This window comes from Helcococcus kunzii ATCC 51366 (assembly GCF_000245755.1).
Taxonomy (GTDB): domain Bacteria; phylum Bacillota; class Clostridia; order Tissierellales; family Peptoniphilaceae; genus Helcococcus; species Helcococcus kunzii.
In genome coordinates this window covers 1,532,023-1,548,375 of sequence record NZ_JH601088.1, presented here as the reverse complement: position 1 = coordinate 1,548,375, position 16,353 = coordinate 1,532,023, and the positions used below count along the sequence as shown (strand labels likewise).

Annotated in this window: 13 protein-coding genes; all 13 read left to right on the top strand. The window is 29.6% G+C overall.

The genetic code is table 11. The annotated features are described in order from the left end of the window. Positions 1 to 309: 309 nt before the first annotated feature. The 13 genes from HMPREF9709_RS07055 (at position 310) to HMPREF9709_RS06995 (ending at position 16,351) form a co-directional block, all read left to right on the top strand. Positions 310 to 744, top strand: a complete 435-nt coding sequence (locus tag HMPREF9709_RS07055) for a hypothetical protein (protein WP_005398910.1) — start codon at positions 310 to 312, stop codon at positions 742 to 744. A 120-nt stretch (positions 745 to 864) separates the two neighbouring features. After that, positions 865 to 1,578: a rhodanese-like domain-containing protein gene (locus tag HMPREF9709_RS07050; protein ID WP_005398909.1), complete on the top strand. Its 714-nt coding sequence runs from the start codon at positions 865 to 867 to the stop codon at positions 1,576 to 1,578. Between the two features lie 262 nt (positions 1,579 to 1,840). Continuing rightward, the gene (gene mgtE, locus HMPREF9709_RS07045; RefSeq protein ID WP_005398908.1) at positions 1,841 to 3,181 is read left to right on the top strand and encodes a magnesium transporter; all 1,341 of its coding nucleotides are present in this window, start codon (positions 1,841 to 1,843) and stop codon (positions 3,179 to 3,181) included. A gap of 11 nt (positions 3,182 to 3,192) precedes the next feature. Beyond that, positions 3,193 to 4,533 carry a magnesium transporter gene (gene mgtE, locus HMPREF9709_RS07040; RefSeq protein ID WP_005398907.1) on the top strand — a complete coding sequence of 447 codons (1,341 nt, stop codon included), beginning with the start codon at positions 3,193 to 3,195 and terminating at the stop codon, positions 4,531 to 4,533. Between the two features lie 8 nt (positions 4,534 to 4,541). Further along, positions 4,542 to 5,816, top strand: a complete 1,275-nt coding sequence (gene murA, locus HMPREF9709_RS07035) for a UDP-N-acetylglucosamine 1-carboxyvinyltransferase (RefSeq protein ID WP_005398906.1) — start codon at positions 4,542 to 4,544, stop codon at positions 5,814 to 5,816. A 1-nt stretch (position 5,817) separates the two neighbouring features. Then, a complete protein-coding gene (gene recD2 / locus HMPREF9709_RS07030) occupies positions 5,818 to 8,034 on the top strand; it encodes an SF1B family DNA helicase RecD2 (RefSeq protein ID WP_005398905.1) in 2,217 nt (738 codons plus the stop codon). Next, a complete protein-coding gene (locus HMPREF9709_RS07025; protein ID WP_005398904.1) occupies positions 8,027 to 8,650 on the top strand; it encodes a ComF family protein in 624 nt (207 codons plus the stop codon). Before recD2 ends, HMPREF9709_RS07025 begins: the two co-directional genes overlap by 8 nt. Before the next feature lie 11 nt (positions 8,651 to 8,661). Beyond that, positions 8,662 to 9,687 carry a threonine aldolase family protein gene (locus tag HMPREF9709_RS07020; protein WP_005398903.1) on the top strand — a complete coding sequence of 342 codons (1,026 nt, stop codon included), beginning with the start codon at positions 8,662 to 8,664 and terminating at the stop codon, positions 9,685 to 9,687. Positions 9,688 to 9,745: 58 nt separating this feature from the next. After that, entirely contained in the window at positions 9,746 to 10,642 is an 897-nt protein-coding gene (locus HMPREF9709_RS07015) for an ABC transporter ATP-binding protein (protein WP_005398902.1), read from the top strand. Position 10,643: 1 nt separating this feature from the next. After that, entirely contained in the window at positions 10,644 to 11,888 is a 1,245-nt protein-coding gene (locus tag HMPREF9709_RS07010) for an ABC transporter permease (RefSeq protein WP_005398901.1), read from the top strand. Between the two features lie 1,073 nt (positions 11,889 to 12,961). Further along, positions 12,962 to 14,656 carry a serine/threonine-protein kinase gene (locus HMPREF9709_RS07005; protein WP_040463903.1) on the top strand — a complete coding sequence of 565 codons (1,695 nt, stop codon included), beginning with the start codon at positions 12,962 to 12,964 and terminating at the stop codon, positions 14,654 to 14,656. A 1-nt stretch (position 14,657) separates the two neighbouring features. Further along, entirely contained in the window at positions 14,658 to 15,266 is a 609-nt protein-coding gene (locus HMPREF9709_RS07000) for a hypothetical protein (protein WP_005398899.1), read from the top strand. Positions 15,267 to 15,277: 11 nt separating this feature from the next. Further along, a complete protein-coding gene (locus tag HMPREF9709_RS06995; RefSeq protein ID WP_005398898.1) occupies positions 15,278 to 16,351 on the top strand; it encodes a P-loop NTPase family protein in 1,074 nt (357 codons plus the stop codon). Positions 16,352 to 16,353 lie beyond the last annotated feature (2 nt).

Here is a 16,353-nt window from a genome sequence, read left to right as displayed (position 1 = left end):
AATGGAACTAAAATCGATATTATAAATTTTAGTACCAAAAATTTTGAGCGAAAATGGAACTAAAATGAATATTATTAAATTAAGTACCAAAAAAATTGGAACTAAAATTAAAAATTTAAAATTTAGTGCCAAAATCCATGTAAAAAATTGGAACTAAAAATGGAAATTCAGAATTTAGTACCCAAAACCCCATTCTCACACCCGCCAAAAAATATTGATAAAAAATTGATAATATTATAATATTAAATTGAAATCTAAATTATTTATCCATATCACAATATTTCTGAAAGATATTTATCGGAGGATGGTATGAAAAAACGAAACAAAATATTACTTATTGTATTGGTGGTATTGATTCCAATTGTTTGGTTTGTTGTAGGCCGTATAAAAAATAGTGCTAAGGATGCATTGCTAGAGAGATGGAAGGATGTGAAATTGCCTCAAAGTGCGAGTGTAAAGGAAGAGTATTCAGATGTGGGATTTCACGGGGAAGGTTCTACTATTTTGAAGGTGGAAGCAAATGAGAAGGATATTAAAGGTACTGATTTAGAAAGAGGTAAGGATATAGATGTTGCTCCAAGGTTTTCTGAATTAGTTGAAAATATAAATGAAAAGTCAAAGAAGAATATTGAATTAAATAATTTAGAGTATGTTAGTATACATGAAAAGAAAGAAAAGAGTGGAAAGTTAGTTTTTACTTATAGCGAGAAGGATAAATGTTATTATTTATTTGAAGATAAATAATGGATTTTAATGTTGGTGAGGGAATGATATTTCCTCTCCTAATTTTTCTCCTTTTATCCATTGAAATTATCTAAATTTACATGTATAATTAGCTTCATGAGAAAAATAAAGGAGAGTTTTATGAAGAAATTATTATCATTATTAATGGCGATAGTATTGGTGTTTTCTTTAGTAGCTTGTGGTTCAAATAAAGAGAGCGAAAAAGAGTCTAATGCAGAGTCAACAAAAGAATCAATGGAAGAATCAAGTCAAGAAACTATGCAAGAATCTGTTGAAGAAACTGAAACTGAAGCGGAAACAGCAGAAAAGGTATATAATTCTTTAGTTGTAAAAGATAATATCGTGATTGCATCTCAAGAAGATGATGGAAAGCAAGATCTTTATGTATTAAAAGCTGAAGATAATGATCCATTAGAACAAGGTCACAAATATGATTTTCAGGTTGATCCAGCTACAATTAAGGGTGGTGATTTACCTGAAATTAATGTGAAGACTTCTGAAATGTTAGGAAAGAGCATTGGTTATGAAGTTCAACCAGAAGTAGTTGAAAAGATAATGAAAAATGTTGAAGGCATTAAGATTGTAGATGCTAGATCAGTAGAAGATTTTGGTAAAGGTACAAAAGAAGGTGCTGTAAACATTCCAGCTGGTGAATTTGCTGCTGACTTGGATGAAGCTAAGTTTAATGCAAATGTGGAAAAATACATTAAAGGTTTTGAACATGAAGATGTTGTGCTTGTTTATGGTACAGCTCAAGATGTTGCAGTAGTTGCGGATTTGATTTACAAGACAGGTAATACTGCGGTAGTTTTAAATGCTGGAGAAATTAAATAGTTTAGATAGTTTTTGTCAGATATTGTTGTATATAAATGACAATTGTAGCTATTTATTGTAGAATGTAATTAACAGAGTATAGATATTTACTATATACTCTGTTTTTTAGTGTTTGAGATTTTTATAGTCAAATTTTGTTCTAGTAAAAATTTATAAGTCAAAAAATACAGATTAGGCATAAATAACAATATTTTCTAACTAAAAGGATGAAATCTTTTCTTTAATTATGTTATTATATAAGAGTGTAAATGGGGGAGATATTATGGAAAAAGAACTAATAACAGATTTAAGTAAATTATTAGAATTAAATAAATATCAAGAGCTAAAAGAAAGTATTGTTAAGTACAATGAGGTAGATATTGCTGAATTTTTAGAATCTATTGATGAAATTGAAGCTTTGGCAATATTTCGATTGCTGCCAAAAGATATTGCGATAGAGACTTTTTCATATTTGGAGAGTGAATCCCAAGAAAAACTAATTTCAGCGATGACCAAGGCAGAAACGGTTGAATTAGTTGATCATCTATATATCGATGATATGGTAGATTTACTTGAAGAGATGCCCACAAGCATAGTTAAAAAGATTATGCGAAATATTGATCATGAGAAACGTGATCTGATAAATGAATATTTGAATTATCCTAAGTATTCTGCTGGTTCAATAATGACACCAGATATATTTCCAATAAAGAAGGAAAATACCATACAAGAGATATTAAACAAATTAAGACATTTGGATAATTTGAATGAAACCTTTTATACACTTTATATAACAAACGAAAAAGAAGAGCTGGAGGGATTTGTTGAGATAAGAGATATTTTGACAAATGCTCCAAGTACAAAAATTAATGAGATTTACAATGAAAATGTCATTTATGTGGATACACTGACGGATCAAGAAGAAGTTGCAAAGATTTTGGAAAAATACCAATTTGTTGCAATACCGGTCGTTGATCAGGGGATGAAACTTGTCGGGGTAATCACTTTTGATGATGCCATTCAAGTTTTGCATGAAGAAACAGAAGAAGACTTCTCCAAGATGGCAGCTATGTCTCCAAACGAGAAGGAATATCTAGATACTTCAATTTTTGAATTATCTAAAATGAGATTTTTCTGGTTGTTGATACTTATGATATCTTCAACACTTTCACAATATGTAATTAATTCGTATGGAGATTTGCTGACAGTCTTTACCGGGCTTGTCGCATTTATGCCTATGTTGACCGATTCAGCGGGGAATGCTGGGTCACAGGCTTCAACCACGATAATTCGTGGATTGTCAATTGGAGAGATTGATACGAGTGATTTCTTAAAGATACTGTTTAAGGAATTCACCATAGCATTGATAGTAGGTATAGGTTTAGCGATTGTAAATTATATTAGAATAATGGTGTTTAGAGCGGCTACTCCAATGATAGCATTAACAGTTTCTCTAACATTAATTGCGACAATAGTTATTTCAAAATTGGTGGGAGCTACTCTTCCAATGATTGCTACTAAGCTAAAACTTGATCCAACTATAATGTCAGCTCCATTATTGACTACAATAGTTGACTCTGTATCATTAGTTATTTACTTTACTATAGCAGGAATTTTATTATAATAGGAGGATTTATGGAAAGGGAGAGAATAGACTTTTTATTAAACCTTTTATTAGAAAAAAAAGGTAGAGAACTAAGAGAAGAATTATTAAAATATAATGAAGCTGATATTGCCGAATTTATAGAAGAAATTGATGAAGTAGAAACTTTAGCCGTATTTAGATTGTTACCAAAAGACGTTGCGGTAGATGTTTTTGCAGAATTTGATTCTGAAAAACAAGGAAAGCTACTTAATTTAATGACAAATATCGAACTTACAGAAATTGTAGATAATCTGTATATAGACGACTTCGTTGATATGTTAGAAGAGCTACCAGCAAATATAGTTAAGAAAATAATGAAGGATGTAGATCCTGAAAAGAGAAATATAATTAATCAGTATTTGCAATATCCTGAAGATTCAGTAGGATCAATAATGACTGCCGAATTTATTGATATTAAAAAGCATATGACTGTTGGGCAAGCATTAAATAAGATAAGAAGAGTTGGGATGAATAGTGAAACTATTTTTACTATTTACATTACTGATGCCAGCAGGAGATTAGAAGGATATTTATCAATTAGAACTTTATTAGTTAATGATGAAGATAAAACGATTGAATCTTTAATGGATGAAGATGTAATTTTTGTTCACACTCATGATGACCAAGAAGTTGTTGCGAAGATTTTCTCAAGATATGGTTTCTTGGCTGTACCTGTTGTTGATAATGAAAGCAGACTTGTTGGAATGGTTACATTTGACGATGCGGTTGATGTTATCCAAGAAGAAAATACAGAGGACTTTGAGTTGATGGCTGCTATGGCTCCTTCAGAAAAGCCATATATGAAATCTTCAGCTTGGGAAATTGCTAAAAATAGATTTGGTTGGTTAATCGTCTTGCTATTAACTGCCATATTAACAAGTTCAATAATTACAAAATATGAAAACATTCTGACTTCATTTACTGGAGTTATCGCGTTTTTACCAATGATTATCGGGACTGGTGGTAATGCAGGGTCACAATCTTCAACAATTGTTATTCGTGGATTATCATTAGGTGAGATTAAGATTAGTGACTATTATAAAGTTATTATTAAAGAACTAGGGGTATCTATCATTGTAGGATTAGGGCTTGCAATTTTTAATTATTTGAGAATAGTTGTATTTGGTGGAAGTCCATCAATGGCGCTAACAATATCCTTAACTTTATTATTTACGATTATGTTAGCTAAAACTGTGGGAGGACTACTTCCTATTTTAGCGGAAAAATTTAAAATGGATCCAGCTATAATGGCTGCTCCACTAATTACTACAATAGTAGATACATTATCACTTATGATTTATGTGGTATTTGTAAGCATTATTTTGATTTAGGAGAAAAAATGAAAGAATATATTAGAGTAAGACCTACCGGACCATTAAAAGGTGAGGTAAAAATTGATGGAGCTAAAAACTCCGGGCTGAAGTTATTAGCCGCGACATTACTTACAAAAGAAGAGGTAATTATTAGAAATCTACCTAATCTTAAAGATGTATGTGTAATGTTAGATGTATTGAGATATCTTGGTTCAAGCATTGAAAAATTAGATGAGAAATCATATAGAATAAAAAATGATAAGATTTCTGATTATATCACACCTTATGAATTGATGAATAAAATGAGAGCATCATTTGTTGTGACAGGTCCGCTATTATCAAGATTTGGAAAATCAATTACTTATATGCCTGGTGGATGTAGTATTGGTGCGAGACCAGTTGATTTACATTTAAAAGGATTTGAAGCATTGGGAGCAAATGTTCATATAGGAATTGATGCGATTGATGTCAGCTCACCTAATGGATTAAAGGGGGGGTATGTTTATTTAGACTTCCCATCAGTTGGAGCTACGGAAAACATTTTAATGGCTGCGATTTTAGCTGAAGGTGTTACTACAATTGATAATGCTGCGCAAGAGCCAGAAATCACTGATTTAGCCAATTTCTTAAATAAATTAGGTGCGAATGTTAAAGGTGCAGGTACAAGAACTATCAAAATAACAGGTGTTAAAGAGTTAAAGGGTGGAGAGCATGCTGTTATGCCAGATAGGATAGAAGCTGCAACATATATGATTGCATCGGCAATTACAAATGGTGATGTAGTAGTAAAAGATGTTGTTGCATCACACTTAGTACCAGTTATCGCAAAATTAAGAGAAACAGGTTGTACTGTTGAAGTAAATGATGATGAAGATGAAATCAGAGTAATAGGTACACCACATTTAAAAGCTACAAATATTAAAACTTTACCTTATCCAGGACTGGCAACTGATGTGCAATCTCAGTTTATGACATTACTCACAATTTGTGAAGGTGACTCAATTGTAAAGGAAACTGTATTTGAAAATAGATTTATGCATGTTGCAGAATTACAAAAGATGAAGGCCTTGATTATAACAGAAGGAAATGAAGCGAGAATAAAAGGTGTAGATAAATTAATCGGTGCAGATGTGAGAGCGACTGATTTGAGAGCGGGAGCTTCATGTATCTTGGCTGGTTTAGTTGCCGAAGGTGAAACAAAAGTATATGATACTTATCATATTTATAGAGGATATAACGACTTCGAAAATAAATTTAACAGCTTAGGAGCCGATGTATCTTTGGTGCAAGTTGAGGAATAGAATGATTGAAGTAAAAGGAACAGTAATAGATATAATATATAGAAATGATGATAATTTATATAGTGTATTTAAGCTAGACACTGACGATGGAGAGATAACTATTGTTGGGAAAGTTTTAGAATTAAATATCGGAGATCTAATATCTGTTTCTGGAAATCTTGTTTTTCATAATGAATATGGAGAACAGATACAATTAAAAAGCTATAAGAGAGTTATGCCAAGCTCAATATCCCAGATTACAAGATATTTGAGTTCTGGCATAATTTCGCATATAAAGAAGAAAAGAGCTGAAGATATAGTAAAGCTTTTTGGGGAAAAGACCATAGAGATTATGTCAAATGAGCCAGAGCGATTACTTGAAGTGCCAGGAATTGGTAAAAAGACAGCTAAAAAGATTCATGAAAGTGTAATTAAACTTCAAGATAGTAGAGAAGTAGCAATTTATTTGCAAAAATTTAATTTAGGAAATAAATTAACTACAAGCATATATGCCAAATATAAATCAGATGCCATTGAAATTATTGAAAATAACCCTTATCAATTGGTTGATGATATCAAAGGGATTGGATTTTTAACTGCTGACAAGATTGCTCTAAATATTGGTATTAAACCTGACTCAGAATTTAGAATAAAGGCGGCAGTTGGATTTATCCTGTTAGAAGCAGCAAATAAGGAAGGTAATTGCTACTTAGAATATGAAGTTTTGATGAATAAGACTGCAGAATTGTTAAAGATTAATAGAGATATAATTGAAGCTGAGATTCCTTATTTGGTTTTTGAGAATAGGATTAAAATTGAAAATATTGAAGGTAAGCAATTAGTCTATAATAGCATAATTTATGAAGTTGAAATGTCAATTGTCAGGAGATTAATGGGGTTATTGTATTCTGAAAATACACTTTTTGATATTGATGTTGAAAAAGAAATTGAATACATTGAAAGACTTGAAAATATTGAGTACTCAGAAACTCAAAAGTCTGCCATTTCAACTGCTGTTAAAGAGAAAATGATGATAATAACTGGTGGCCCAGGTACTGGTAAGACGACAATTATTAAAGCCATTATTTCAATAATAAAAAATACAAGATTGAAATTTGCTCTATGCGCACCTACAGGTAGGGCGGCTAAGCGAATGGAAGAGTCAACAGGTGTAGAGGCTTCTACAATTCATAGATTGTTGGGATATAAATCCTTAGAGGAAGATTTGATTTTAGAATTTAATGAGGATAATCCTTTAGATGTAGATGTGTTAATAGTTGATGAGGTATCAATGGTAGATATTTATTTGATGAATAATCTGCTAAAAGCTGTTGATGATACTACTGCATTGATTTTCGTAGGCGATGCAGATCAATTGCCAAGTGTGGGCCCGGGGAATGTATTAAATGATATGATCGAATCGGGGACCATTCCTACTATAAAATTGGATATGATATTTAGACAGGGTGAGGGCTCAAATATCGTAAAAAATGCACATCTAATTAATAATGGAAAGTTACCTATTTTAAATGAAGAAAATAAAGATTTCTTTTTTGTTGATACAAGAAGCGATAGAGATACGCTTAACACAGTCGTTGATTTGGTGACGAATAGATTACCAAATCACTATAAGGTAAATCCAATTAGAGATATACAAATATTAACTCCTACAAAAAGAGGACTTTGTGGTGTTGATAATTTAAATAAAGAATTACAGGCGAAACTAAATCCTGAACAGTTCAATAAATCACAGTTGAAATGGGGAGATGTCATTTTTAGAGAGAATGATAAAATCATGCAGATAAAAAACAATTATGATATTGAGCTAAAGGATGAATATTTTAACACGACAAAAGGACTTTATAATGGAGATATAGGCTATATTAGAAATGTTTTTTTAGATAATAAAACTATCGAAGCAAATTATGATGATAAAATTGTTACATATACAAATAAAGAATTTTCAGAAATTGTTTTATCATATACTGCGACCATTCACAAGTCACAAGGTTCAGAGTTTCCAATTGTAGTTATACCAATGGCTAGTGCTCCATATATGCTATTAACCAGAAATATTTTGTATACAGGTATAACAAGGGGAAAGAGCTTAGTGGTGCTTGTTGGTAGTAGAAATATAATGGAAACTATGATAAAAAATAGTTTTAAGAGTCCGAGAAATTCAACTTTAGCTTATAATTTGATAAAGTCTAAGTCAGTTTTTGAGGAGCATTATGATTAAATATTTATTTCATTCTAATGAATATTGCCATATTTGTTTAGAAAATAAAGCGGATACTTTTATTTGTGAAAATTGTAAAAGCAAAATAGAATATATTGATGGTTTGAGGGAAATTGAGGATGGGATATGTATATATCCCGTTTTTTATAATAATTTTATTAAAAATGTAATCAAGAAATTTAAGTATGAAAAAGATACATATTTAGTAAAACCTTTAGCTGAAATGTTATATAATTATTATTGTGAAAAAAATCTTAGTATAGATTATGTTTCATATATTCCTATGTATTCGAAAGATGAGTATAAAAGAGGATATAATCAATCAAAACTACTTGCGGAATATTTCTGTGAATTATCAGGTTTAGAGTTGATTGATGTTTTAGATAAAAATAAATCGACGAAACATCAAAATAAACTATCGAAGAAAGAGAGAATGATTAATCTTGAAAATAGTTTTGAATGTGTTTCAACGATAGACTTAAATAATAAAACTGTATTATTTATAGATGACATTGTGACAACAGGCTCTACTTTTAGCGCTATTTCAAAAGAAATGAAAAAACACTATAAGGCGAATTTGATATTTTTAGCAATAGCATCAAGTAAAATTGAGTAAAAGAGGTAAAAATGATAAGTTTTTTAAATGACTATAACGAAATTGCTCATACGGCTATTTTAGATAATTTTAACAAATATAGTGGACAAAAATTTGTGGGTTATTCTGAAGATGAGTTAGTGAAGGAAGCAATTGAAATATTAAGAAAAAAATTAGGTGATGAAACAGCAGAAATTCATTTTGTACATGGCGGTACAATTGCTAATGTGCTTGGGTTAATCCTTTCTTTGCAAAGACATCAAAGTATAATTGCAGCAGATACTGGACATATTGTAAATACTGAAAATGCTTCAATTGAATCAGTTGGTCATCAAATCGTAATAGTACCAAATCACGATGGTAAGGTTACGGTAGAAGAGGCAAAAAAGGCGTTAGCTGAACATTCCAACGAATATAACTCACAGCCTAAGGTGGTATATATATCTAATGTTACAGAAACAGGTACAATCTACAAAAAAAGTGAAATAATTGATTTACATAATTTTTGTAAGGAAAATGGATTATATCTTTTTGTTGATGGAGCTAGACTGGGAAATGCTTTAATGAGTAAAAAGTCAGATTTAGTCTTTAGTGATATGGCAAAATATGTAGATGCATTTACTATTGGTGGTACAAAAAATGGCTTTATGTTTGGTGAAGCTATAGTATTTATAAATGAAGAATTAAAGACAAATTATGCACGTATGGTAATTAAACAAAAGGGTGCGCTACTTGCGAAGGGATTTTTATACGGTATACAATTTAAGACGATGTTTGAAGATGATTTATATTTTAGATTAGCAAAACATGCAGTCGAAATGGGTGGTAAACTTGCGGAAATATTTAAGGATAACAACATACAACTATTAAATGATGTTGAAGCGAATCTAATTTTTGTTGAGATGCCAAAATATATTCATGAAAAATTATCAAAAGAATTCATATATTCATATACTCCTATTGATGAAAATAAAGGAAAATGCAGATTTGTAACTACATGGAATACTAGAGAAGAAGAGATTAATAAATTTGCAGAAAAATTGAAGAAATGTTTATAATTTAACTTTAGTATGATACAATTATTTTGAAGGTCAAAATAAAAATAAAGGAGCATTTATGAAACTGGAATTAAAAAATATAAATAAAAGTTTCGGTAAAACACAGATTTTACATGATGTCAGCTTTGAAGTTGTGAGCGGAAAGGCTATGGGTTTTTTGGGTAGAAATGGAGCCGGGAAAACAACGACTATTAGAACGTTGATGGATGTTTTTAGACCGGATAGTGGAGAGTTTTTACTTGATGGTAAACCGTTTAATAGAAATGAATATAAAATTGGATATTTGCCGGAAGAAAGAGGAATGTATCAAAATATAAAGCTTCTTGATCAGCTAATTTATTTTGGCGAATTAAAAGGCATGACAGCAAAAGATGCAAAAGAATCAGCTGTTAAATGGCTTGAAAGATTGGAACTTTCTGAATATGCAAATAAAAAATTAGAAACATTATCAAAAGGTAATCAACAAAAGATACAAATTTTACAAGCAGTTATTAATGACCCAGATATTGTAGTATTTGATGAACCTTTTAGTGGACTTGACCCTGTAAATTCAATGGTATTAAAAGATATAATTAATGAATTTATTTCAAAAAATAGAGTAGTGATTTTTTCATCACATCAAATGTCTTATGTTGAAGAATTCTGTGATGATATCACTTTTATCAAAAAAGGTAAAATAGTCCTTACAGGAAGTTTAGATGAAGAAAAAGCTAGATTAGGTAAAGATAAATATTTACTTATCACAGATGAAAATTCAACGACTACATTGGATAATATAGATGAAATAATTTCAATAACTCAATTAAAATCAGGAGTGATTTTAGAAGTTAGAGAAGGTATCAATTCAAATGATTTATTAAAAGCATTATTAGATAGCAATATTAATGTAATTAAATTTGAACCATATAGACCATCTCTTGAAGAGATATTTATTAATTTGGATAGGGAGGCATAATATGAAACAAATATTAACAGTATTTTTATTTGAACTTAAACAACAAATAAAACAAAAATCATTTATTACTACTGCAATAATTACATTTTTAATGTTTTTTGCTATGACATTTGCTTCAAGATTTTTAGCTAATGAATCAGCATTTATACCTTCTGCCGATAATGAGGTAGAAGAACTAACTGAAGATGAGAAATCCGATATAGCAGTTTATAAAGCACCAGAAGCAAATGATAGTATAATTGATGCTTTATCAAAACAATACAAGGTAGTTAAATTTAATAGTGAAGAAGAATTAGCATCTGCAGTTAAAAATAAAAAATACAATAATGGACTTGCAATCTATAGCGATTTAGATGCTAAATATTATACACAAAATACTGGTTTAGGTGGATTTGATAATAATATTTCCAATATTATAAAGTCCAATTATAAATACAACATTGCTCTACCTGAAGCAGGAATCGATGCCAACAAATTAATGGAAATTGACAATACAATGCCAAATATTGACTACCAAGCATTTGGAAGAAACTCCATGATTGGTTATGGATTATCCTATTTAAGTTTAATGTTCTTATACTTTATGATATTAATATTTGGTCAAACAATTGCAACTAATATTGCAAAAGAAAAATCATCAAGAACTATGGAATTACTTATAACCAATGTTAAACCAAAATCATTAATCATCGGTAAAGTAATGGCTGGTTTTGTACTAAGTTTATTAATGATAGCACTTGTTGCAGTAGCTGTTACAATTGGATTGATAATAAATTTAGGTGCAAATGAAGAAGTTAAAGAATTTATTAACTATGTATTTACACAAATAAAAGCACTAGACATTCTAATATTTGTACTATTTGGTCTAATAGGTGTAACAATGTACTACTTTGTATTTGCATCCTTTGGATCATTGGTTTCAAAAATCGAAGAATTACCACAAGCACTTTCACCAGTTACAATGGCTGTTGTTATTGCATTTATGGTACCTATGACTTCTATGTCTAGTCCTGATTCAACAGTTATGAAAGTTGCATCATTAGTGCCATTTTCAGCACCATTAGCAATGCCAGCAAGATTCTTAATGACCGTAGTCCCAACATGGGAAGTAATGTTAAGTCTTGGAATATTGATATTAACAACAATATTACTTGCATTTATGTCAATAAAGATCTACAGACAAGGTACATTAAATTATGGAAATAGATTAAACTTCTGGAAAGCATTGACAAGGAAAGATAATTAGTAAATATATATATGAGGGAAGATGCCATTTTTTATAAATGGCATCTTCATTTTTACATGTGTATTTCTAAATACCTTGTTTACACATGTAAGATTTTTGACCATTTTACATGTCTAATCGCCCTTTTGCTATTCACGCATGTAGATTTTTCAGAGGCCTACATGTGTATTTTGTATTTCCCATTTTACACATGTAATATTTTTACTGTTTTTACATGTCTAATCGTCATTATCTCATCTACACATGTAATGACATCTTCTCATTTACATGTGTAATTCCCATTATTTCATTTACACATGTAATTGTTACAAATTTTCTACATGTCTATTCGCCATTGCTCCATTCACACATGTAAGCGCAAAAAATTTCTACATGTGTATTCCCAATTTTCCAATTTGCACATGTAATTCTCGTTAATTTTCTACATGCGTATTCTTCATTTTCCCATTTACACATGTAAATCAAATTTATTATTTTATATAGGCAAATCTTTCGAAATATATTCAATATATATTCATAAAGCTGGTGCATTTTATAACATGAAATAAAAAACGGAGACATTTAGCAATATTTGTCTCTTTTTTTTGATTTTATAATGTTATATCTACGTTAACTTATTAAAAATATGAAATAAATAAGTTTTAGACAATAGCTAAAATTAGACGTTTTAAAAACCGAATATTAACTACATGTCAAATGTATGTTAAATCTATGTAAAATCGTGTAAAATGGCTATTTTTGGGTTTGAAACTGAAAATTTGTTATGATAGTATAATTTTGAAATATTGAGTGGGATTGTGTAATTTCACGTATTTCAAACATCTTGTTAATTTAGAAATTTAAAAAGATGAATAATTTAATTTGTTAAAATAAATATTTGTTCTTAGAAAAATTTAATATAACTAACAATAAAATTAAATCCTAAAAGTGAAAGTTATGATGGTATGTGTAGGAGAAGTAAATCGCAGATTTGTTACTCGATTATTAATAGTAATTGGTAAAATATTTGACTTTCTTCTCTTTTTTTATATAAAAAATGTGATTATGTAAATTCATTTGGAGAAATATAAGTGATGAAATCAATAGTTGGTTCTGTAATTGAAAATAAATATGAAATATTAAAAGAGGTTGGACGAGGCGGAATGTCTGTTGTTTACCTTGCTATGGATATTAGATTAAATAAGCAATGGGCAGTAAAAGAGATTAAAAAAACTGGTAATAAAAATAATGAAATTATTGTTAACAGTTTAATCGTAGAAGCCAATCTAATGAAAAAGTTGGACCATCCATCACTTCCAAGAATTGTAGATATTATTGATACAGAACATGTCATTTATATTGTAATGGACTATATTGAAGGGGAGTCCTTGGATAGGATACTGAGATATAATGGTCCGCAGGATGAACAAATAGTTATAGAGTGGTCGAAGCAAATATGTGATGTATTAAATTATTTACATTCACAAAATCCACCAATTATATACAGAGATATGAAACCGGGTAACGTAATGGTGAAACCGGACGGGAATATAAAGATTATTGATTTTGGGATTGCTAGAGAGTATAAAGATAATAAACTAACAGATACTACAGTTTTAGGAACTAAAGGTTATGCCGCACCAGAGCAATATGGGAAGAGGCAATCAGACAGAAGAACAGATATATATTCCTTAGGAATGACAATGCATAGTCTTTTAACTGGTGACGATCCGAGAAATCCTGATTTTAACTATAGGCCAGTAAGAGATTATAATCCTTCAATTTCTGGTGGTATTGAGAGGATAATCGAAAAATGTATAGAGATTGATCCGAATAATAGATATCAAAACTGTATGGAATTGATGTATGCATTGATGAACTATGAGAAAGAAGATGAAGATTATAGAAATAAACAAAAGAAAAAATTAAGATATTTTGCAGCATCAGTCATCTTAACAGTGATTTTTGCAGCTACGAGTTTTACAAGCAATATATTACTTGCTAAGGAAAATCAGAAAAATTACGCTTCAAGAGTAAATATTTCTTCATCAGTAGATTATGAAAAAAGAGTAAAGAGCTATGTTGAAGCGATAGATATCAATCCAGAACAAGAGACAGCATATATTAAATTGCTAGATGCATTTAATGAAAATGGAACATTTGGTGAAACTGAAAGTAATATATTTCTAAGTAAGTACAATAAAAATATTAATCTATTTGATAAGACGAGACCAGAGTTTTTAGACTTGCAATATAAAGCGGGTACAACATATTATTATTTATTTAGTGGAGGAGATAATAGTTTTAGAACAAGGACACTAAAATCAAAAGATTTCTTTGAAAATATTGTTAATTCAGATCAAAGAGAGTATAAAAATTATGGAATTTCAAAAAGCTATTATAATATTGCAGAGTTTTTCTCAGATTTCATAGTTAATTCGATAAATGTAAAAGAGCCAACAGAAGCAGATTATAAATCATTGATTGATTCAATAAATGAGACAGTTGGCAGCTCGTTAGACTATGATTCGGCAGATGCTTCATTTACGAAGTTGACAATATTTGAAGAGTTGGGAAATATCATCAATACATTTAGAGGTGGATTTGCAAGCGTGCAAATACCGAAAAAAGAATTGGATGACATTTTTACAAAAATGTCGGAAGAGATTAATTCAATGTTTATATCACAAAAGAAAACATTGGAGTTTAAAAATAGGGTAATTCAGTCATTTTCAGATATAAAAAATAATATAAATATTACTTATAAAAGTTTAGGAGAGCAAGATTAGTATGGAACAAACATATATAAAATTGAGAGACATATCTTTATATTTATTTATATTATTCTTACTAATCTCCGTATTTATCTGGTTTAAGTTTAACATATTAGAAACTTGGAGAGATTTATCGGGCGCTAATTCAAATAAATATTTGAAAGAATTGCGAAAGCAAAATGAATTAAATAAACCAAATAGTATTCATCATCCAATAGACTTAAATATTTCTGATGCAAATACTTCTCCAATGAAAGTAAAAACGGGTGAGATGGAGGAAGCATATAATAAGAAAATGGATGATATGCGATTAGATAAACACACTAATCCATTTGAAAATAAGAAAGAATATCAAGATATTGATAATAAACCAATAAAATACAATACTGAAGTATTAACTGAAAGTAAAGATAATAATACTGACGTGTTAAAAAATGTTAAAAATAATTTTAATACGGATGTACTAGATGACAATAGTTATAACACTGAAGTGTTAGAAGAAAATCAAGATGAAGTATCTTATGAAACTACTATTTTGTCGGAAGAGAGTAAAAACCCTTCTGATAAAATTCAGGTTTATATTATAGATGAAAAAGAATTTGTAGGTTCAAATAAAACTGTATAAAAGGGGATGGCATGAGAATAAGAGTAGTAATGGTTGATGCAAATGCAAACTATATAAAGAGAATTCAAAATATTTTTTCAATAAAATATCCTGATGATATTTCAATGAAAGCATACACTGATGCGGAAATATTTAAAAATGATTTAGATAATTTGAAAACTGATTTAGTAATTATCGATGAAAATATGGACGTTGATATTGCTAAGGTTGAAGAAAAATTCCCGGTTGCATATTTTATTGAAGGAAATGCACCATTGCATCTAGCAGAAAAACCTACAATTGATAAATTTAAGAATGTTGAAATTATCTATAAGCAAATTTTAAGCATATATGCTGAAAGTGGAGCAAACTTTAATCCAAGTTTTTCAAATGGCGGAAGCAATACTAAGCTTACATCCTTTATTTCATTTGCTGGTGGGGTAGGTTGTTCATCACTTGCGGCAGGATATGCGCTATATTTAGCAAAGAATAATAGAAAAGTACTTTATCTGAATTTAGAAGAAAATGGATCTTCAGATTATATGTTTGAAGGTGATGGAGATTTCAATTTCAAAGATGTAATCTATGCGATTAAAAAGAAAAATTCTAATTTAATAATGAAATTACAAAGTAATATCAAAGAAGATAAAAGAGGCGTAAGTTTCTATTCATCACCAGAAGTATCACTGGATTTAATGGAATTAACTTTAGAAGAAAAAATTACAATTATTAATGAGTTAATTATGATTGGTGTTTATGAAGAAATTATCCTAGATATGAGATTTTCATTAGATAAAGAAGACTTAGATTTATTTAGTAGATTAAATAAAATAGTTTTAGTTACTGACGGTAAGGAAATTTCAAATGAAAAGACTAGAAGAGGTCTTGAATCGCTTAAGTTAATTGAAAATAGAACAAATACACAATTAAGTTCAAAATTCTACTTAATGTATAACAAATTTAGCAATAAAATTAGTAGAAAGTTAGAAAATATAGATATACCAGAGATTGGTGGTATTAATAGATTCGATAATGGTACAAATCAACAAATAATTGAGGAGTTATCAAAACGAGATGAATTTGAGAATCTATTAGGGAGAATGTAGAC

Coding starts and splice junctions, on each gene's coding strand:
- HMPREF9709_RS07000 (WP_005398899.1), top strand. CDS start 14,658: ATGGAACAAACATATATAAAATTGAGAGACATATCTTTATATTTATTT.
- HMPREF9709_RS07020 (WP_005398903.1), top strand. CDS start 8,662: ATGATAAGTTTTTTAAATGACTATAACGAAATTGCTCATACGGCTATT.
- HMPREF9709_RS07055 (WP_005398910.1), top strand. CDS start 310: ATGAAAAAACGAAACAAAATATTACTTATTGTATTGGTGGTATTGATT.
- HMPREF9709_RS07025 (WP_005398904.1), top strand. CDS start 8,027: ATGATTAAATATTTATTTCATTCTAATGAATATTGCCATATTTGTTTA.
- mgtE (WP_005398908.1), top strand. CDS start 1,841: ATGGAAAAAGAACTAATAACAGATTTAAGTAAATTATTAGAATTAAAT.
- murA (WP_005398906.1), top strand. CDS start 4,542: ATGAAAGAATATATTAGAGTAAGACCTACCGGACCATTAAAAGGTGAG.
- HMPREF9709_RS07015 (WP_005398902.1), top strand. CDS start 9,746: ATGAAACTGGAATTAAAAAATATAAATAAAAGTTTCGGTAAAACACAG.
- mgtE (WP_005398907.1), top strand. CDS start 3,193: ATGGAAAGGGAGAGAATAGACTTTTTATTAAACCTTTTATTAGAAAAA.
- recD2 (WP_005398905.1), top strand. CDS start 5,818: ATGATTGAAGTAAAAGGAACAGTAATAGATATAATATATAGAAATGAT.
- HMPREF9709_RS07005 (WP_040463903.1), top strand. CDS start 12,962: ATGAAATCAATAGTTGGTTCTGTAATTGAAAATAAATATGAAATATTA.
- HMPREF9709_RS07050 (WP_005398909.1), top strand. CDS start 865: ATGAAGAAATTATTATCATTATTAATGGCGATAGTATTGGTGTTTTCT.
- HMPREF9709_RS07010 (WP_005398901.1), top strand. CDS start 10,644: ATGAAACAAATATTAACAGTATTTTTATTTGAACTTAAACAACAAATA.
- HMPREF9709_RS06995 (WP_005398898.1), top strand. CDS start 15,278: ATGAGAATAAGAGTAGTAATGGTTGATGCAAATGCAAACTATATAAAG.